The organism is Muricomes intestini (genome assembly GCF_004346165.1).
Classification (GTDB): domain Bacteria; phylum Bacillota; class Clostridia; order Lachnospirales; family Lachnospiraceae; genus Muricomes; species Muricomes intestini.
In genome coordinates, this window is record NZ_SLZZ01000023.1 from 1 (window position 1) to 18,857 (window position 18,857).

17 protein-coding genes and 2 pseudogenes are annotated in these 18,857 nt (G+C 35.9%); 4 read left to right on the forward strand and 15 right to left on the reverse strand.

Translation table 11 applies throughout. The features are described 5' to 3' along the window. Nucleotides 1–375: 375 nt before the first annotated feature. The gene (locus EDD59_RS13560; RefSeq protein ID WP_132382792.1) at nt 376–708 is read left to right on the forward strand and encodes a nucleotidyltransferase domain-containing protein; all 333 of its coding nucleotides are present in this window, start codon (nt 376–378) and stop codon (nt 706–708) included. Continuing rightward, on the forward strand, nt 701–1,102 hold the full coding sequence (locus EDD59_RS13565) for a HEPN domain-containing protein (RefSeq protein ID WP_132382794.1): 402 nt from the start codon (nt 701–703) through the stop codon (nt 1,100–1,102). The genes EDD59_RS13560 and EDD59_RS13565 overlap by 8 nt, the downstream gene beginning before the upstream one ends. A gap of 813 nt (nt 1,103–1,915) precedes the next feature. Here EDD59_RS13565 and EDD59_RS18310 read toward each other — a convergent pair. The 5 genes and pseudogenes from EDD59_RS18310 to EDD59_RS13585 all read right to left on the reverse strand — a co-directional run bounded on the left by EDD59_RS18310 (nt 1,916) and on the right by EDD59_RS13585 (nt 5,538). Continuing rightward, nucleotides 1,916–2,050 carry a hypothetical protein gene (locus EDD59_RS18310; RefSeq protein ID WP_279233365.1) on the reverse strand — a complete coding sequence of 45 codons (135 nt, stop codon included), beginning with the start codon at nt 2,048–2,050 and terminating at the stop codon, nt 1,916–1,918. A 106-nt stretch (nt 2,051–2,156) separates the two neighbouring features. Next, nucleotides 2,157–2,829: pseudogene (locus EDD59_RS18605) on the reverse strand (virulence RhuM family protein). Nucleotides 2,830–2,968: 139 nt separating this feature from the next. After that, nucleotides 2,969–3,138: pseudogene (locus tag EDD59_RS18720) on the reverse strand (RhuM family protein); the annotation flags it as partial. 2 nt (nt 3,139–3,140) lie between these two features. Continuing rightward, nucleotides 3,141–3,893 carry a hypothetical protein gene (locus EDD59_RS13580; RefSeq protein WP_132382796.1) on the reverse strand — a complete coding sequence of 251 codons (753 nt, stop codon included), beginning with the start codon at nt 3,891–3,893 and terminating at the stop codon, nt 3,141–3,143. A 139-nt stretch (nt 3,894–4,032) separates the two neighbouring features. Further along, complete coding sequence (locus EDD59_RS13585) at nt 4,033–5,538, reverse strand: glucosyltransferase domain-containing protein (RefSeq protein WP_132382798.1); 1,506 nt, start codon at nt 5,536–5,538, stop codon at nt 4,033–4,035. A 215-nt stretch (nt 5,539–5,753) separates the two neighbouring features. On the opposite strand from EDD59_RS13585, the gene EDD59_RS13590 reads away from it, so the two are divergent. Beyond that, a complete protein-coding gene (locus EDD59_RS13590; RefSeq protein ID WP_132382800.1) occupies nt 5,754–6,698 on the forward strand; it encodes a glycosyltransferase family 2 protein in 945 nt (314 codons plus the stop codon). 42 nt (nt 6,699–6,740) lie between these two features. Then, complete coding sequence (locus EDD59_RS13595; RefSeq protein ID WP_132382802.1) at nt 6,741–7,142, forward strand: GtrA family protein; 402 nt, start codon at nt 6,741–6,743, stop codon at nt 7,140–7,142. Between the two features lie 176 nt (nt 7,143–7,318). Here the strand turns inward: EDD59_RS13595 and EDD59_RS13600 are convergent, their stop codons facing one another. From EDD59_RS13600 to EDD59_RS13645, 10 genes are all read right to left on the reverse strand, one after another. Continuing rightward, a complete protein-coding gene (locus EDD59_RS13600) occupies nt 7,319–8,803 on the reverse strand; it encodes a flippase (RefSeq protein ID WP_132382804.1) in 1,485 nt (494 codons plus the stop codon). A gap of 211 nt (nt 8,804–9,014) precedes the next feature. Next, complete coding sequence (locus tag EDD59_RS13605) at nt 9,015–9,860, reverse strand: glycosyltransferase (RefSeq protein ID WP_165920945.1); 846 nt, start codon at nt 9,858–9,860, stop codon at nt 9,015–9,017. Between the two features lie 36 nt (nt 9,861–9,896). Next, a complete protein-coding gene (locus EDD59_RS13610; protein ID WP_165920946.1) occupies nt 9,897–10,886 on the reverse strand; it encodes a glycosyltransferase in 990 nt (329 codons plus the stop codon). A 30-nt stretch (nt 10,887–10,916) separates the two neighbouring features. After that, nucleotides 10,917–11,960: an NAD-dependent epimerase/dehydratase family protein gene (locus EDD59_RS13615; RefSeq protein ID WP_132382810.1), complete on the reverse strand. Its 1,044-nt coding sequence runs from the start codon at nt 11,958–11,960 to the stop codon at nt 10,917–10,919. Between the two features lie 14 nt (nt 11,961–11,974). Further along, a complete protein-coding gene (locus EDD59_RS13620) occupies nt 11,975–12,688 on the reverse strand; it encodes an IspD/TarI family cytidylyltransferase (RefSeq protein WP_132382812.1) in 714 nt (237 codons plus the stop codon). 17 nt (nt 12,689–12,705) lie between these two features. Continuing rightward, the gene (locus EDD59_RS13625; protein WP_132382815.1) at nt 12,706–13,569 is read right to left on the reverse strand and encodes a LicD family protein; all 864 of its coding nucleotides are present in this window, start codon (nt 13,567–13,569) and stop codon (nt 12,706–12,708) included. A 15-nt stretch (nt 13,570–13,584) separates the two neighbouring features. Next, nucleotides 13,585–14,808: a beta 1-4 rhamnosyltransferase Cps2T gene (cps2T, locus tag EDD59_RS13630; RefSeq protein WP_330572144.1), complete on the reverse strand. Its 1,224-nt coding sequence runs from the start codon at nt 14,806–14,808 to the stop codon at nt 13,585–13,587. Next, on the reverse strand, nt 14,777–16,165 hold the full coding sequence (locus EDD59_RS13635; protein ID WP_132382817.1) for a hypothetical protein: 1,389 nt from the start codon (nt 16,163–16,165) through the stop codon (nt 14,777–14,779). The genes cps2T and EDD59_RS13635 overlap by 32 nt, the downstream gene beginning before the upstream one ends. Nucleotides 16,166–16,186: 21 nt before the next feature. Further along, nucleotides 16,187–17,428 (reverse strand): hypothetical protein, encoded by a 1,242-nt coding sequence (locus tag EDD59_RS13640; protein WP_132382819.1) that lies wholly within the window; start codon nt 17,426–17,428, stop codon nt 16,187–16,189. Then, complete coding sequence (locus EDD59_RS13645) at nt 17,429–18,856, reverse strand: sugar transferase (protein WP_132382821.1); 1,428 nt, start codon at nt 18,854–18,856, stop codon at nt 17,429–17,431. It abuts the gene before it with no gap. Nucleotide 18,857: the final 1 nt, after the last annotated feature.

Consider the following 18,857-nt stretch of genomic DNA (forward strand, 5'->3'; position numbering starts at 1 on the left):
AGTAGCTGATAAAGTGACTAAAACAACTGTTCAGCAAGCTTTTTAGGATAAAACAAACTGCATGGAATAGGTGCTTCTAATTTGCCGGACAACACATAATCGAGCCTGTACTTTTTCGCAAGCTTTATTTCACATCTCGGTACCTTCTATATATTCATTATATGTTGTATTCAACATATATGTCAAATCAAAAAACTTTTATAAATCAATCTTTGTGAACTTCAAAACTCAGGAGCTTCCCCTCATGCGGTTTCTTCCGAAAAAGAAATGTCTGCATATGGCAAGAAAACACAGTGGATTGGAATTGCAAAAAATCTATATTATGGGTATAATATAGATAATATAATTCATATCCATACGAAAGGGGCTGGTTCTATGGAACACGTACATGATATCTTAATAAAATTCAGCAAGGAAGTCCGTAAAATCATTGGAGACTCCTTAAAAAAAGTAATTGTCTATGGCTCCTATGCGAGAGGCGACTATAGTGAAAATTCTGATATTGATATCATGATTCTCACAACACTGTCAGATGATGAGATACGTAAGGTCGAAAACACCATCTATGATATTGCATTTGATTTTCAGATGGACTACCTTGTGGATATTAGTGTAATTGTAAAAAATGAAAAGCAATTCCAATATTGGCTTGGTGCATTGCCCTTCTATGATAATGTCCAGAAAGAGGGGGTCGTAATCAGTGGATGAGCGTAAGCAGGATTTGTGCAAATATCGAATTGGGCAGGCAAATGAAACATTAGTCGTGGCCAAAGAATGCTATCAAAATAAGCACTATAAGGACTCCATCAATCGTTCCTATTATGCTGCGTTTTATGCGGTTAAATCTATTCTGGCACTAGGTGTTGTTGATTTTAAAAGACACAAAGATGTAATATCTTTTTTTAACAAGAACTTTGTCGCAACAGATATCTTTCCAAGAGAGATTGGAAAAGGATTAGGACGCCTTCAGCAAAAGCGTGAGAAATCGGATTACGATGACTTTTACATTGCTTCTGCTGATGAGGCCGCTGAACAAATTGCTATTGCAGAAACAACAATTTCCACAATAACAGAATATCTAAACAAAGAACAAAACAATTGAAATTTATAAAAATTTAATGGTGCCTGACACTGGGTAGACACACATGAACTAAAAACAAAAGAAACCCTCGAGAGGCAGTAAATTGTACTCCCCCAGAGCTGAATCATGCTGGTGAACGCTTCTATAGATAGCTTCCTGACATATCTTGCTCTTTCAGACATGTTTGCTGATACATGAACCGCATAGTTCTTCTTCTGAGGTTTTCCCTTCCAACTTTCTTTGTGGGGATAGTGTTCACAGTATTCTTTGGCAAAAAGCACCCGTCACATCCCTGTTTTGGGGTAATGCGTTGTCTTTTCTGGGGCATGACCCATCGGATAGCTTATTACTTTTGTTCCGTCCTCAGAGAACTAAAAATCAGCAAATATATCTTCTACGGCTCTGCCAGTTATGCTGTTGTGATTAGTTTCGTGTTTTTTGCTTTCGTCATCTCTTGGTTGGCGGCTCTACCATATGTACCATCCATAATTTTCATCATTACATCAAATTCTACTGCTTCATTCATTACTTCAATATTTTCTTGCTTTTTTAATGCATGCTGGAAAGTGCTTGTCATTTACACCATTTCTTCAATTGCTGTACACATATTGACCGCTCCTTTCTCATCTTCATTTTGTTTTTGGTTTTCTCTCAGCACCGGAATATCCAAAAATACAGAGACAAGTTCACTTCGCTCTCTGGATAAATGACTGTAATGATCTTTGTTTTCTTTTAAAACTTTATTTAGCCGTTCTCTGTCATGGCAGACTTTCAGTAATTCATAAACCTCTCGCAGCCCGGTCTTAATTCACTTCCTTTTTCATCACCTTTCGTTTATGGCATACGAAAGAATGGTACATGATGCTTTAAAATTGGCACTGCTATCATAGATTCCAGTACATTCCCCACAAATGCTTTGCACCACATTTTTTCTCTGGCATTTCTTAGCCCTCCTTTGACAAATTCCATTTTATAATGAAACCTGTGAAAAGAGGGCTCTGCATAGAAGCAATCCAATCATAAAAAGAATGCCCTGTATTCCGTGGGGACTGAAATGTTTATGATAATATACACACTATTTTTTCTTCTTTACTTCTTTAGACACTTCCTTGAGGCTTTCTAAATAGGCCTGCTCAACTGGGGTCAATGTGATTTCCTGATACTTTCGATACTCAGATCTTGCTTTATCAATTGCTTGCCTATGGCTTACAGACCCCGCACCCATCAATAATTTTCGATTTCCCGAAGATAAAACCATATCCAATTGTTTAACATAATCATCCATGTACATAGGCTTATGTTCAATTGCATTGATTTCCGCCAAATCAAAATAACCAGACACAAGATTGTTCAATACTTTCAATTCATCTTCCTGTAGATAATTTTTTGCAATACCAATATTCTTTTAAACGCTCCGTTGCCCAACGTCTGAAATTAGTCGCAATGACAGACTTTACCCTATACCCAAGGGAAATAATCATATCAAGATTATAAAACGGTATTTCTCGCGCCACCTCACGATTTCCTTCTTTTCGAACCTGTCGGAAATTCCGACAGGTTGAATTCTCATCAAGTTCATCCTCTTCATATATATGTTTAATATGTTCTACCACATTTGTGCGCGAGGTCTGAAATAAATCAGCCATTTGCTGCTGTGTCAGCCATACAGTTTCATCTTGAACTTTGACCTCGATATTTGTTAATCCATCATCCGACTGATAAATTAGGATTTCACCATAGTTATCCATCTATATTCACATCCGATCCTTATAAAATTTTTTTCTTACAGAAGTCTCATCAATCTCTTTTAATAAGTTTCTATATATCAAATAACAACTGCCCCATTCCCATGCTTTTGTTTCAATAATGGAAAGGAAATTCCTCACCTTATTCCTTAGCCTGTGCCTCTAACTCCAGCAAGAATTTATCATAATCGGACATAAACCTTCTGTCCTGTAGATACGGTATTTTTCAAATTCCGTTTCTGCATGGAGCTTTGCCTGCTCGGCACTAATCTTTCCTGCATCTGTGAGTATTTCATTCCCATTAAACTCCAGCTCTATATTACTCGCTTTAACACTTTAATCTGCTTTTTACTATTAAACTTAGTTGCAAAACAATTAAATTTTCCCGAGCTTTCCCATTTACCGGCCACTACAATAACATGATTTCTATTATTATACAGTAACTCTCTGATTTCTTTAAATAGTTGCGGCTTCTTATATTTTAACTCTAATTGATACCTCATATCTCCAATAGGTGTTTCAAGAAAAATACTGGTGTCTTTATATAAGAGCTTTCTGCTTCTTGCCTCTATTAATCTATAGCCAAAAACCCCTTTAGGATACATGTAAATACTCCTATCGTCAATAAGTATCTGTCCTATTGTCTGACCGTTAAACTCATTATTACATGGATAAGCTTTACACATATCATAAACTTGTTGGATAGTATGTGGAAAAGTTTCTCCTTGAATGCCATTGCCCTGATTATTTGTTTCATTGTCATGTTTTTGTTGTTTCTCTCTTTCCAGCATCATTCTTTCAATGACATCATCTGAAACAAATCCTTCTTCTGTAATATTATTAGGATTATAGCTATTATCCGAACCGTATGGACAGTGATCAGTATGTTTGGGATTACTGGAAGCACGAAAATATGATTTTTTCTCTCCCTCCACATTCCACAGAAACATTCTCGCATTGCAACGAGGATTTGGGCAAAAATATCTAATTCCTTTATCTCTTTTTATAGCGTCCTTTACCTTCAATTTCTTCGTTCTTTTTTCGTCTTCAAATACATACATAGCCATAATTGTATCCTCATAGTCAGTTTTTGACTGCATTTATAAATGTTTATAAACAAAAAATTGCACTACTTCTTGTCGTTTTACTATCGACAATATATTGTTGATATATAATAGAAATTTAAAACATATTTACACCGTTCCCCTAATAAGCACAAAAATGCAATGTATCTCCCACAACCACGAATTCTTCATCGTTCATCTGTGACCAGTTTTTTCCTTTGAAGTATTGTGTGTATATTTCTTCGGAGGATTCGACCATCTGTGTCTCATACCCATCCAGCGCTTTTAGTGCCACGGAAACAGCCCAGTAATTTGACATGATCCTCTCGTTGACAGGTCCGTATCCGGCTTGAAGGCCGGCGGCAAAGCCACTGAGCTGTTCATCTGCGTAGAATGCTATTTTTGTCACTCTGACATTATGTGTTTCTTCGTATTCCCGCAGATATGTTCCGATATACTGTGCCTCATAGCGGTCAATGGCATTTGCATAGTAGGTGGATGTAGATATTTTCAAAACTCCCCGGTACTGTATTAAGAGAAATGCCAGGACAAACAATGGGAGTAGAATATTTGTCCTGGGTGTGACATCCATATACAGCAGTCCTACAAGCAGCACCGCGACCGCTCCACCCATGATATATACAGTTCTTGGCACAACATCAATATAGTTCACATCTGTGGCCAGCAAGGGCGCATAGATGCCAAGAACAGCTATGGCAAGCCAGTATACCCCCTGGAGCAGCATGTTCCAGGCCTTCTTGCGGAAAATCTGATACAGAAAAAATGCCCCCAATATTCCAACGCATATGGCGTAAGCTTTATGAGGCATAAAATTTGCAGTTGTTTTCAATAAATTTATAAGACCTTCTGTAGCTTTCCAAAAAGAAGCGGCAAGATTCAGATTTTTTCCTGCGGTCCGGGCGTTGCCCCCAATGTGTACTTCCAGCATGTTTACGAAAGCCGGTATCAAATATGCACTGCCTATGATCAGATTATTCCGAATAAATGTTTTTACACTGTGAAATGTATCTGCTGCACAGAGTACACAAATTAATACCAGGATTGCGAAATTACCCTGATGACCGTTAATACCCAATATGGCAAATAAAATTCCCAGAATATAGCAGGAAAGTTTCTTTTGCTCCAGACATTTTAGTATAAAACTTGCCCCTAGTACATCAAAGAGAATTCCCAGACACATCATCCCGCTGTATTCTGCAAAGATAAAATATTCTAGTAAAAATACATTGGAAATCAGCATAAAAGAAACCAGGAGGACCCACCCGTTCTTCACAATGTTTGTGTCTTTTTCTATTCTATCTTTCAGCAAATGATAAATCAGAAGAGATGATAAAGAAACCGATATAATTGCTATCAGCCAAGATAAAAATAGCTCCATTTGAAAACTAATATGGAGGATATCACAGAGATGGCAAAACGAATACATCAGCCAACGGCCCCCTGAAAAATAATTTTCAGCAGTTGCTTTCCACCCTGCAGCCTTTGAAAAGTATGTATCGGCAGCATAATGCTTCAATAAAAAGTTGCCATAAAAAAGCAGATTCAAAAACAGAAGAATGAAAAATGGTGCAAAAGCTTTTAGTTGTATATATATGTTCCTTTTTCCGTGTTTCTCGATTGTTTTCATTTTGTTCTCCAATTCGTTTATCTTAGATTTTCTTTTATAAGCACTTTAAATTACATAATACCCCAGGCAAAGCGGCTTTTCAATCTTTAAATAGAAAATTCATTTGCCATAGCAGGTGCATGGTAGTATAATACTTAGGATTTACATAGTACGCTATAGTTTCTTGCAACACAGAATATGTATAAATAACAGAAAGAGGATAGGGGGACAATACGGTGAAGGATAAATTATCCATCGTTTTGCCGGCATATAACGAGAGTAAAATGATATGTAAAACAAGAGCAAAACTTGCAGAGGTGCTGGAAAAAGCGGGAATTGAGTATGAGCTTATTTTTGTGGATGATGGCTCCAAAGACGACACATGGGCGGCTATTCGAACTGCAAGTGAAACATATCCAGGAATAACTGGAATTCATTTTTCACGCAATTTTGGAAAAGAAGCGGCTATCTTTGCAGGACTGTCGCAGGCTTTAGGAAATGTGGTAGCAGTAATGGACTGTGATCTGCAGCATCCGCCGGAGACATTGGTACAGATGTACAGATTGTGGAAGCAGGGGTACGAGGTCATAGATGGGGTGAAGGCAGACCGGGGAAAGGAAGGAGTATTGTATAAAGTCAGTGCAGGAACTTTCTATCGGATTATGTCAAAAGCGACAGGTGTTGACATGAAAAATGCATCGGATTTTAAAATGATGGACAAAAAGGTGGTAGATACCTTGCTGAAAATGCCGGAAAGAAATACATTTTTTAGGGCGTTAGCTTCCTGGACAGGGTATAGGGCCACAGCAGTTGAATTTGACGTACAGGAAAGGAAAGAAGGAGAATCAAAATGGTCTCTGATGTCTTTGATTAAGTATGCTTTTACGAATATTTCATTGTTCACAGCCTTCCCGCTGCAGTTTGTCACATTTAGTGGAATGTTTGTTTTGCTGGTAGGTATCATACTGGGAATACAGACCATTGCGAAATATCTCAGTGGTACAGCTGTGGAAGGTTTTACTACGGTTATTGTGCTCATTCTATTTATCGGAAGCATAATTATGATCAGTCTTGGACTCATAGGTTATTATCTTGCAAAAATGTATGAGGAAATTAAGCATAGGCCAAAGTTTATTATATCGGAAACTTCAGGTGTAACAACAGTAGACTCAAAAATATAATCACCATATTACATTCAACACAGAACAAGAGAGATTGTAAGAATGATAAAATTATTGAAAAAATATGAAGAAATTACCCGCTATATTATAATTGGGGGATGTACTACAGTTGTATCCCTTAGTTCCTATTACATAATGACAGAAATCCTTCACTTCTATTATCAGACCGCCAATATTGCCAGTTGGGTGCTGGCTGTACTGTTCGCGTACATCACAAACAAACGTTTTGTTTTCAAATCTTCATATGTCAACTTAAGCCATACTATTAAAGAATTGGGAAACTTTACCGCGGGCAGGGGGCTGTCTCTGATTATTGAGATTGTTCTGATGTATGTGGGAGTACATGTTCTCCTGTTTGATGATAAAATAGTAAAACTGCTGGATCAGATTATTGTCTTAATATTGAACTATATTTTCAGCAAGTTCTGGGCATTTAAAAAATGAAGCATGTGTGGTGCATGGGTAGAAATTCACTCCGTGGAATGTGGAGCATATTCAAAAATGGGCAGCATCCAACGGTAAATATACAGGAGAAACCATCGAGAGGATATTTGGTGTTGTCGCAATAAAAGAACAGGGCTTCAATCCAGCTCTGGCAGTATTACGGTTAAATGATACTCCTATCTTTTTCTAATTTTAGATACTACTTTTCCAATTACTTGTTTTTCAATATCTAACACCAACGACTCCTTTGCAAGTGTCAAAGTTAGTAGATAAATTCCAAAAAACAATACCGCTGAAATCACTAGCACAACAAATGCTGCAATAGATGGTCTAAGTGTATTAAATGACAATGTCTTGACCCAAACTGAAGCTGCACTTGCCAAGACTAATGCCAATAAAATGAAACCGTAATGTACCCTCTTATAGGCCGTCAAAACAGTATTACGTAATCCGCCATATTGTACCAGCCATACAACTACTTCTGCCACTAATGTCCCAATTGCAGCACCTGAGGCTGCCATTCTCGGAATCAACAGAGTGTTTAATATAAGATTTGTTACTGCACCAGCGATTTCTGAATAAAGGACCATGTTTTCCTTTCCCAAGGGCACTAGCATTTGTATCCCCATAATGTTGGTCAAACCAATAAGAAGTAATGTCGGCATAATTATCTGCATTGGAATGATTGCTCCTACAAAAGCATTCCCAGAAAGAAAAATAATCCCTTCTCTCGCAAAAAAAGTAAAATAAACCAATAATGGGGTTGCCACAATCATTACAAAATTAATGGCTTTTTGAGAGATACGCAAAAATTCCTCTTTGAATCCATTATCTACATAGTAAGACGCACGAGGTAACAAAACTGTTCCTAAAGAAGTAACGATACTTACCAAAATAATCTTTATTTTCACTGCTGCATTATAGTAACCAACATCTGTATCTGTTGTCATAAATCCCAGCATCACAGTGTCCAACTGTGTATATATCGTTGTAGCACAGGCCATAGCAAAAAATACGATTACTGGTTTCAAATGACGCTTTATATTATAATTTCCCACGGGCTTTATATCTATATACTTATGAATGTTAATAGCATTAAGTATATTGGAAGCCGAGGCAGCAAATATTGAAATACCTCCATATATTATATAATCACTCTTTTTATGAACCAAAACAAACATCGCCAGTAAGGCTACAAACTTAAAAATAATAGAACGAATTGTAATATAGGTATATTGCTCCAGTGCTTTATATAGCCACTCAAATCCAACCGTATTCAAAAAAATTGTTAGACTGACAATAACAAATAAGATCTTGTCCTGCTGTAAACGCGGTACTATAAACAAAGCTATAGCAAAAAAAATGTAAGTAAATATACTCATAACAATATTTATAATAAATATTTCCTGAACTGTCCGCGTTAACTTTTCTCTGTCATCCCTTACTTGTGCACAAGCTCGAATACCATAAGTTGGTATACCCAATTGAGCAAATAAAGCAAAATATGAAATTACAGAAGTTGCAAAAGAAACTTTACCAATACCGACAGGCAATAAAATCCTAGAAACATATGGGAATGTAATTAGGGGGAAAATGAATGCAGACATCGTAAGAATTGCATTCATTATAAAATTTAATTTAAGTGATTTTTGTTTTCGCATTATTTATTACCTTTCGTATTGTATATTCAAGTGCCACATAAAGATAATTAGCCTTGCTGTCCAATCTTTAATGCCTCTCTAAATGTAGTGCCCCCTTTTTAGTCCTTGAAATAAAACATTTGGATTGCTTTTCTGATATTTCTCACGCATGATCCAGTCTCATTTCAACATCAAATGGATCCAAATAGTTAATGAAAGAACAATACATAATCTATGGCGAGACTACTTTTCCTTTTTTTCTAATTAACCCATGCCAAAATGCTCTAAAAACTATTTTGGTTTGTTTTGGATTTAACACCATAACTTTTAAAATCATCTTAGGAATGTTCACAAAAACATTCTCCCAAAATTGTCCTTCTGTTTTAGAATACCGCAGTAACTTATTCCTAATATAATAATACATTTTCCAATCACTAAATTTAGGAAGTTCTATTTGTCTACTCCCAATATATCCTTTATATTTATAAAAATATGCATCTTTATGAATTATAACAGAATCTCGCACTTTATAAATACTATAGCCATATTTTTGAATACGGTCACTATATTCAAGATCATCATAAAAAATAAAAAAATCATTCCGAGGAAACCCAATTTTTTTTACAATAGCAACTGGAATAAAGAAACCTACAAACATCCATGAATCAACTTTTTTACATGGTTCACTAAATTCATTATCCTGATTGCAATTTGACCAATAACAAGCTTCTTCACCCAAACAATTTAATTGCTCATAAATGTTTACAAGAGCATTCTGTTGTGGATACGCGTCATCATCCATACCCCATATGTAGTCCATTCCTGCTTCCGTGCAAGCTTTAACACCTGTATAGAATCCACCTGACCCCCCTGTATTTTCGCCAAGCGTTATTATTCTTAATCGTTTGTCACCTAAAGACATAAGCCATTCTGTTGTTCCATCAGTTGACGCATTATTTATTATAAAAAAGAGAATCTCTGTATTCTTCGGAATCTGCAGGTGTGTTAATGCTCTTATATTCTCTTTTAAACACTCAAGACGATTAAAAGTAACTACTACAACTCCTATCTTTTTCACTTTACTACTCCTTTTCACCCTTATCTTCATATTTAATTATTTATTATTGACCAACAGATATTTTTTATATAATCCAGTCAATAAAATTAGAGTTCTGCTCAATGTTTTCACCTTTTTTCCCCATGTAATTCTGTATGCCATGGAGTAATTTAAATATATAATTCCCCCATGGTTTATAGCATTTTGGATACCCTGTAAAAATTTCCATTCTTCAACACTTGCCTGGTCTTTCATCATTTGAATGGCTATAAGACTCTGATTATAAGTAAGGGCATGATCTTTTGCTAAATCATTAAGCTTTAAAAATCTCTTTATAATCCTTTGAACGCTAAAAATATAACTCTGCTTAGACGTAACATTTGCGGAGTGTCTCCGATACTGCATAAGTCGCTCTGGTAAATATAGAACCTGCCCAAATGTTGCGGAATATTTTGTATATAAATTATCATGTGACAAAATCTTTGTACTATCCTTGGTTATATCCACAATAGGCACCATCAGGAATAATTTCTTATTCATAATAATATTACAGCCAAAAACATTGTGGGAGAAAAAAACGCTGTAAGGATTATAGTATTTTAACCCTAAGATCTGATCAATACTAGTTGCTGTACACTCACCATTGTCATTAATTACTTCCATATCCCCATAACATAATGTAGCTACTTCTGTTTTAGAATTTATATTCATATAATTGATTAGCTTACTTAATTTGTTTTGCAGCCAAATATCATCTTGATCTGCAAACATATAATAGTCATACTCTTTTCCATTTTTACACTGATTTGCCAGTCCATGAAAATTGATATATGCACCATGCACTTCGGCATTATTTATACAAAATTCTATTCTATCATCAAGATCACAATACTTCGTTATAATTTCCCCAGTTCTGTCATTTGATCCATCATCCTGAATTATCAAATGCCAGTTAGAATAGTCTTGAGCCAAAATGCTTTCTATTTGTTCCCCTATGTATTTTTCTCCATCGTATGTAGCCATCATTATCAAAACATTTTCATTCAATCTCTTTCCTCCTTGGCACATGATTCAATTTCACACCACACAACACATAAGTGTTTGTCTAACACCTTTGTTCAGATCAAAAAGTGCCTTCCATCCTAAGGCTTCTATTTTTTCTGATGATAAACTGGAATTGTCCATAAAATTATAACTCGACTGTTCCGTTCTGGATGGCTCCTCAAAAATCACCTTTCTTCCTCCTGCTTTTGCAAAGCATTCTGCCATTTCTCGAATTGTTACAATAGAGTGCTTATTAGATATGTTATATGCATTACCTAATATCCCATTGAGCATAACGAAAATAATTGCAGAGACACAATCCAGGACATAACAATATGATCTCACTTGGGTTCCCATGCTTTTCATCACAATATCTTTTCCATTTAGAACATCACGCGGAAATTGTGACGAAGCACGATTGTCAAAGTCCGTCATTGTTGGCCCATAAACATGTCCTGGACGAACGATGACGTAATCTACCCCAAACTCCTGTTGATAAGCAGAGCAAAGCGTTTCAGCAGCTCGTTTTGAAGATGGATAGCAGGCCCTTGGATTCAATATATCCAAAAAGCTGTAATCATTTTCACTATATGATCTTCCATCATCTTTTTTGCCATATACTTCACTTGAAGAAATATATACAATTCTTTTAGTTCCCGCTAAATTGCCATAATCTAATAGTGTTTTTAGCCCCATAATATTGGCAAGCATTGTTTCAACTGGCTGTTTCATATAACTGCTTGGATAGGCATTACTGGCAGCATGAATAATATAGTCGAAATGTACCTCTGCATTCAGTGTCTGTAATGCATCGTACTTCAAAAAAAAGAAACCCGTTTCGTTCATCATTGTTCCAAATCGGCGTTCTATCTTTTTGTAATCGCGGGCGGCAGCATAAATATATATGTTAAGATGTTTTTGCCTATTCAGATTTTGCAAAAAGTCTACAAGTGCGGATCCAATTAACCCCCCTGCACCTGTAATTAGAACCTTCGCATTCCTTAGCCTATCCAAGTTAGTTATTACATTTTGAATTTCGGTTAAATCAGACATATATTCTTTTGTATACATAAGCATATAGATACTGCCTCCTATTCTTTAAGCCACTTATCCTGCTGAGTATGTAATAATGCCTTGAAAATCCGTAGATCTTCCAAAGTAGTGATTTTCAAATTTTCTTCGGAGCCTTTGGAAAAATAGGTTGTTTTTCCAAGTTCCTTCATCAGCATACATGATGCAGCTGTATTTACAATTCCCTTCTCTTTTGCCTGCTCATGAGCGGACATTAAATCCCCAAAGGTGTACGTATGGGGCGTCTGCGTACGAAACAGCTTTTCACGCTCTGTCGAAGTGCAGGAGGATTTTCCATCATCACTCTCAAAAACAACTTCTGTACACGGAATAACAGCTACCGCACTGCCATATTGAGAAAATGTAGCCATGCTGTCAGAAATAACCTCACTCGTAACAAGAGGCCTGTTCCCATCATGTACCATCACTACGTCATTACTATTTAAATGTTTCCGCAACTCTATCAAACCATTATAGATCGACTTCTGACTTGTATCTCCCCCCGTAGTCACCCATTTTAATTTTGTAATATTAAATTGTTTTGCGTAAGCCCACAATACTTCACACCACGCATCTATAGTTACTACAATTATAGCATCAACACTAGGATGTTTTTGAAATGCCTCCATTGTATGAATAATTATCGGTTTGTCTTCTACATGAATAAATTGCTTTGGAATATCTTGATTCATTCGTGTGCCACTGCCTGCTGCAGTTAATAATGCTACGTTCATTCCCTTTCTCCTTTGATTCAGAATCTTAATTCTAAAAATAAATGACGCTCTCTTTTTCCCACCGGTGGCAATTCCATATAGTTTCCATAAAAGAATTCTAAATACTTTTCTGCATAAATTGGAACGTTAAAATTTTCGGTTTCAAATTTCTCTTTTCTAAATATACACATTTCACTCCTCAGATACATCTCGCCCGAAAAATGTTTCCGTCCTGTGGGGATACTAACCATCTTGGAATTATTATCTTTACAGCATGAGTACCAGAAGTCACACCATTCGATCCATTTTTTTAATGAAATTACCTTAAGAAGTTTACCAATTATCAGTTTGCTTTTAGTATAGTTTAGTACACGTCCTTCCAGATTAATCAATTCTTTTGGTAAACCACAATTATTACATGCTCTGATAGCTGAAACTGCAAAAGAAAGGCCCATGCTAATATTTTTTTGAAAAAACCGTTTCACTGGATTATTAAAAACATTCTCAATAATATAAATGTCTATGGAAACACCACATTGTTCCAGATTCCAGTCATATTTTCTTCTTGCAATTGTATTTTTCTTACGGATTTGTGTTACAAGTATTCCAATCTGCGGGAATTTTTTAGGGGTTTGAATATAATATTTTTCTCCCATTTTTTCTTCAAACACAGACAACAACTTGCTATATGACGCACGGGGAATGTTAATATCAATATCATCATCCCAAGGAATAAAACCTTTATGCCGAACGGCTCCTAAAATACTGCCTCCACTCAAAGAATACTCAATGCCCTCTGATTCACAAACTCTAACTAAATCTTTTGCTATATCAAGAACACATTCTTGATAACGCTTCAATTCATTTCCCTTCAATTGAATAATTTCTATCTTCTTATCCACCTAAAATCCCCCATCTCAGCCTAAAAATACCTCTTCATATAAATCAGATATATATTTCCAACTATATTCATTAGCAATACGCTTTTTTGCTTTTATTCCCAATTCTTTGATTGATTCTAAAGAGAACGTATCTGCTTTTTCAATAAGTGTCGCCAATTCGCCCTCGCCTTTTCCCCAATAGAGGGCTCCATCCTCCCCCACTTCCCGGTTAAATCCAACGTCTAAAAGTAAGTTCAAATCCGTACTACCCAAGGCTTCCAAAAGACTAGGATTAGTTCCCCCAACCTCGTGCCCATGGAAATAGCCATAAGCATTTTCCCTAATCTTCATTAACAATTCCTGATCATATACTGTTCCAACGAATTTAATTCTAGGATCCTTTCCAAGTTGCAACTTTTTTTCTAATTCTTCTAAGAATGCATCATTGACAGTTGTAATAATAGCAAACTGCCTCTTAGAACTGCTTTTCATAAACTCTCTGATCATTATCTCAAAATTATTTTCTGGTACAAATCTCCCAACAACTAGATAATATGAATTAGCTGACAATCCTTTCTCCTTATACCAGTTAAGCAATTTAGGATCATCATCAGTTAGTCTGCTCTTCCTTGTTTCTGCCCCATACGCGATAAAGGTCGTACAAGGAATATATTGCTTATATGTCTCCTGAATATATTTTTCTATATTCTTACTGTCGCAAATAATTAAATCAGAATGTTTTACCATTAATTGTTCTGAAATTTTCCAGTACTTCCGCACTGGACACGACCATTTAGCCCTTGCCCACTCATGTCCATCAGGATTCACAAAAATCTTGCCTCCCAATTTATGAATTTTTTTCTGAAAACATCCCAAAAAAGGCCCTATTCTGCAAGCCAATATGTAAATAATCGGTTGCTCTATATGATTGCGCTTAATATACGCACAGCAATTTTTTAAAGCAGCCACATCATAATAAATTGCCTGAATTGGCCCTATATCTGGCACTTTGACCCTAAAGCAACGGGCGTTATGATATTCAAATTCCTCAGATTTTTCTCCTTTACAGGCCACATGATATTTCAATCTGGAGTACCCCTGATGGTATTCTGTAAGCTTATCTACAAAGGTTTCATATCCCCCATAAGAACCTGGTATTCCCTTTGAACCTATAATAAAAACATGTTGCATTCTTATTTTCCCCTTACTAATTAAAATTGTGCTGTGTTCACTTTTCGCCAATCCAACTTTGATATTCATCCCATGAGATTTCCTTTACCTCTCCTGCGTCAAGATCATTCTCCACTGAAGACAATGAAGTAATCTGCCAGTTTTCTCCTGATTTCATCAGTGTATATCCACTCATATAGCAATTCCCGTTAAAAGCATAGAATGCTATATATTGCTCTTCTCCGCTAGCTTTGTCATCTTCCACTTTTAAAAGCGTGTTGATATCCATATAAGGAATAAGTTGCGGATTTAATCTATGCAGAATACTCTCAGCAGTTTCATCCAATCTTTTTAAAGTTCTCTCTCCAGAAAAATATGGTTCACCCAACAAACCATAATAAAGATGAGATATCTGCTTTGCATAATCAGCCTGTGTATCTATTCTTTCAGAAGTTACTGTCTTCGGCTGTTTATCTGAATCACCAATCTTGCAATAACTCATTGCTTCAACTGGATTCTTTTTTTGCAATGCCAAAATAAATTTTTCGATTGTATCCTTCTGGCTTTTTCCATAAGACTCACCCACAATAAAATAATTTGGTGGGAGAATTTCTTTTTCCGGGTGTTTGATGTCCTTGACTGTTTGCGTTTCATTTTCTACATTTTCACTGCCATCCATCTCGATATTCAACTTTTTCATAAAACTCAATACATCTGTTGTATCAACAGCTGTATTGTATTCTTCCAAACTAATGGGCTTTATAAATTTGCCATTGTCCATTTCTGCCATTTCTGCTCTAAAATCAAATATTTTCCAATAGCCATAATATTTAGTGACCGTAAAACTAATCATGTAGTCTTCCTGAGATGTCTGTAATAATGCTGCCATTTGAATCGCTGCGTCAGCTCCCCAGTAACTGCAAAGTTCAGCTGTTTCACAAAGGGTCTCAGAACTCAACTGAAGGTCTGGATACAAAACCCCCGTCTTTATTAATTTTACATCCCTTTTATTTTTGAATTGTTTTTGAATGTTATCATATTGCTCTGTATAATACTTTGCCAGCATTGCCGAACTAAGTGGACGATATTCTTCATAGTCTGCAGATGGAGGGAGCGACATATCATATCCGAATTTTTGTTCTTTATCCACTATTGCATAAAATGGGTTGCCCAGCAAATTTTCATCAATAGAACATGCTCTTAATACCAAATCCAAATCTTGATTTTTCAAGGCCGCAATAGTATACTCTAGCAACTCCTCCGGATTTTGAAATTGTTCTATTGTCCCTTTTCTTGAAAGGTCATCAGAAGTAATTATCGACTGTGTATCCTGCTTTTGTGCCCAATATCTCTGGGCAAGCAATCCTCCTATCAGTATCCCAATCAGCACAATTCCAATCAAGATAGGATACCTTTTAAATAATTTATATATCCTAATTTTCTTCATATGTGTTTCCTTTTTCTGTCTTTATTGCATTCCTTGCTTATGTAATTTAAATTTAGGCTTCAAAAAACTTACTACCAAATGCGTTTTTTGATTACACTGCACATTCTTTTCAAGACTTGCCAAAGTCCCCCACAGTAAAATATTATAACTGATATCCACAATATGGTGTTCAACAACACACTGCAAGGACATAATACAAATTAGCCATAATAACGTCCAATCCTTTTCTTTTCTGGCGCGGAAACTCATTACTAAAAAAAGTAATAATATAACGCCCAAAACAAGGATTCCATACAACAATGGCACAAACAAATATGAACTATCAAGAAAGAAATAATTTGCAGGAGTCGCCTTTCTATTCCCACTTCCTATTAAATTTATTTGCTGTCCAAATATAGAGAATCCGTACACATCAATCCCTTTTTTTCCCAGTTTTAAGCGGTTATTTAATATATGGTCTAAGAATAAGGTCCACTTGCGATTTTGAGAATATAGCAAGGTCAACCCAATCATTGCCATAGATGCAAGAATTGTCGACAAACATAAAAGTATTGAAAATACAGCATTCATATTATAGCTTTTTCCCTTTTTTATTGTCATGTCATGTCGGATTTTGTTATATCCCATAACCCCTGCTGTTAATAGAATGCAAATAGTATTTAATCTTGCATCACAAAATGCATATACAAAAATTCCTAGTGCTGTAATTACTCCTATTTCCAAATATTTTATCTTTTCTTCTCTAAGGTAACAATACGCGAGAACTAAATAAAAAACATGGGCGGAAAAATCTGTCGGATACACAATTCCAAATGCGATTCTTGTTCTTCTTCCATTTTGATTTAGTACGAAGTTTTCTATTTTCCCTGTTAGCGCAAACATCATTGTTATCACTAAAAGAATACTGCAGATAATAAAATAGGTTTTTGCTATTTTCCGAAAGGGTATCCCTCTGCATCCCACAATTAGTAGGACAATATTACTCAAAACCTCATACCCGTTATGTTTCCATGCCACCAAAAACACAATTCCGGCTATGACTCCTAGCAAAATATCTATATAGCTAATATTATCCTCTGCTGCCGTTTTAGCAATAATAATAACAAGTAAAAACGTTCTTAGATTTGCATAGAAATATTGCGGCCATACTATTTCAAATGTGGTAGTGAGAAGAAAATAATGCCCAATCATTATAGCAAATACTATAAGATATATATTGTCTAAAAGTCCTTTTAATTGTCGCTTATCAATATTCTGTATCATTTATTGGGCTCCTTCTCGTTTAAGTACCACTGCAACCGTCTTAAATAAAATTTTTAAATCAAGTCCAAGACTCCACTCTTTAATATATTTTGTGTCAAGCCCGACCACCTCGTCAAAGTCAGTAATTTTACTGCGTCCGCATATCTGCCACATACCAGTAAGGCCGGGTTTAATCGCAAGTCTTTTTCTGTGGTATAACTCATATTTATCCCACTCATCAATTGTAGGCGGCCGTGTTCCCACCAGACTCATATCCCCCCTCAATACATTAAAGAATTGAGGGAACTCATCTAGTGAAGTATCTCTGATAAAATGGCCAATTCCCTTAATAATTCTAGGGTCATTTTCCATCTTAAACATAAACCCATCTTTTATACTATTTCTCTCCATAAGTTCCTTTTTTCGCTCTTCTGCATCTAAATACATGCTGCGAAACTTATAAATTTTGAATTTTTTTCCACCCTTTCCAACTCTCCACTGAGAAAAGAGTACCGGGCCAGGGGATTTTATGTATATTGCAGGCATAACAAAGCTGGAAATAATCCCCGTCAAAATGACTCCAACTAAACCACCGATAATATCTAACAATCTTTTGAGGAAAACTTCCTTATTGGTTACGATATTTACGCTGCTTGTCAGTACTGTGTACCCAGCCATTCTCTCCACCATTTGGTTATGACGGAATAGATCACTTTCCTTAGCTAATTTTTGGTGTATTGTAATACCCATTTTCTCACAACTATCAATCAACGCTGTGCAATCATATTGTACTTGCGAAACATCAAAGAAAACTTCATCTACCCAATTATGGCACATATATTCTATCATTGTATCCTCATTGGCAACCACTGGAACCCCGTTAAAAGACTTTCCTGCATCTGCTGTCTCATTGTCAATTAATACTAAACCAGAAACCACATAATCTCCAAAATTATTTTTCTTGATAGTTTTTACTGTTTCCATAGCTGCTTCAGCCTTTGTTACAATCATGAGTGATTTTTTTTGACTTCTCCAAGCGGCCCTTAAACGAATAAACTTTTTCCAAAGTATCCTAGTAACATAACAAAAAACAATACTTATCCCCCATGTTAAAACATAAACTATTCTGGAAAAATCCTCACCATGATGTGATAAATAGAGATAGACACTTAGGAGCACAACTACAACAGTCGCGTGCTTTATTATTTCTCTTACCTCTTCTAAATTTCCTCTTCGAACGATCCCCTTATATCCTTCTCCAAAGAATACGACAATTAAATGAAGAAGCACCAATATAAGTGCTGAACTTTTATATAATGCTAATTGATAATCATTTCCTGAACCGTAACGAATAAAATAAGCAGTTACAAAAGCAAGTTCTATACAGATGCAATCCAATATCGTGAAATCTAAATGCTTTATCCAACTGCTTAGCACGTTTCGATACATG

What these genes read in the sequence shown, in the direction of transcription:
- EDD59_RS13600 (WP_132382804.1), bottom strand. Translation starts at nt 8,803, where the DNA reads ATGCGAAAACAAAAATCACTTAAATTAAATTTTATAATGAATGCAATT.
- EDD59_RS13560 (WP_132382792.1), top strand. Translation starts at nt 376, where the DNA reads ATGGAACACGTACATGATATCTTAATAAAATTCAGCAAGGAAGTCCGT.
- EDD59_RS13620 (WP_132382812.1), bottom strand. Translation starts at nt 12,688, where the DNA reads ATGAACGTAGCATTATTAACTGCAGCAGGCAGTGGCACACGAATGAAT.
- EDD59_RS13580 (WP_132382796.1), bottom strand. Translation starts at nt 3,893, where the DNA reads ATGGCTATGTATGTATTTGAAGACGAAAAAAGAACGAAGAAATTGAAG.
- EDD59_RS13640 (WP_132382819.1), bottom strand. Translation starts at nt 17,428, where the DNA reads ATGATACAGAATATTGATAAGCGACAATTAAAAGGACTTTTAGACAAT.
- EDD59_RS18310 (WP_279233365.1), bottom strand. Translation starts at nt 2,050, where the DNA reads ATGGAATTTGTCAAAGGAGGGCTAAGAAATGCCAGAGAAAAAATGTGG.
- EDD59_RS13635 (WP_132382817.1), bottom strand. Translation starts at nt 16,165, where the DNA reads ATGAAGAAAATTAGGATATATAAATTATTTAAAAGGTATCCTATCTTG.
- cps2T (WP_330572144.1), bottom strand. Translation starts at nt 14,808, where the DNA reads ATGAATATCAAAGTTGGATTGGCGAAAAGTGAACACAGCACAATTTTA.
- EDD59_RS13595 (WP_132382802.1), top strand. Translation starts at nt 6,741, where the DNA reads ATGATAAAATTATTGAAAAAATATGAAGAAATTACCCGCTATATTATA.
- EDD59_RS13585 (WP_132382798.1), bottom strand. Translation starts at nt 5,538, where the DNA reads ATGAAAACAATCGAGAAACACGGAAAAAGGAACATATATATACAACTA.
- EDD59_RS13615 (WP_132382810.1), bottom strand. Translation starts at nt 11,960, where the DNA reads ATGCTTATGTATACAAAAGAATATATGTCTGATTTAACCGAAATTCAA.
- EDD59_RS13645 (WP_132382821.1), bottom strand. Translation starts at nt 18,856, where the DNA reads ATGTATCGAAACGTGCTAAGCAGTTGGATAAAGCATTTAGATTTCACG.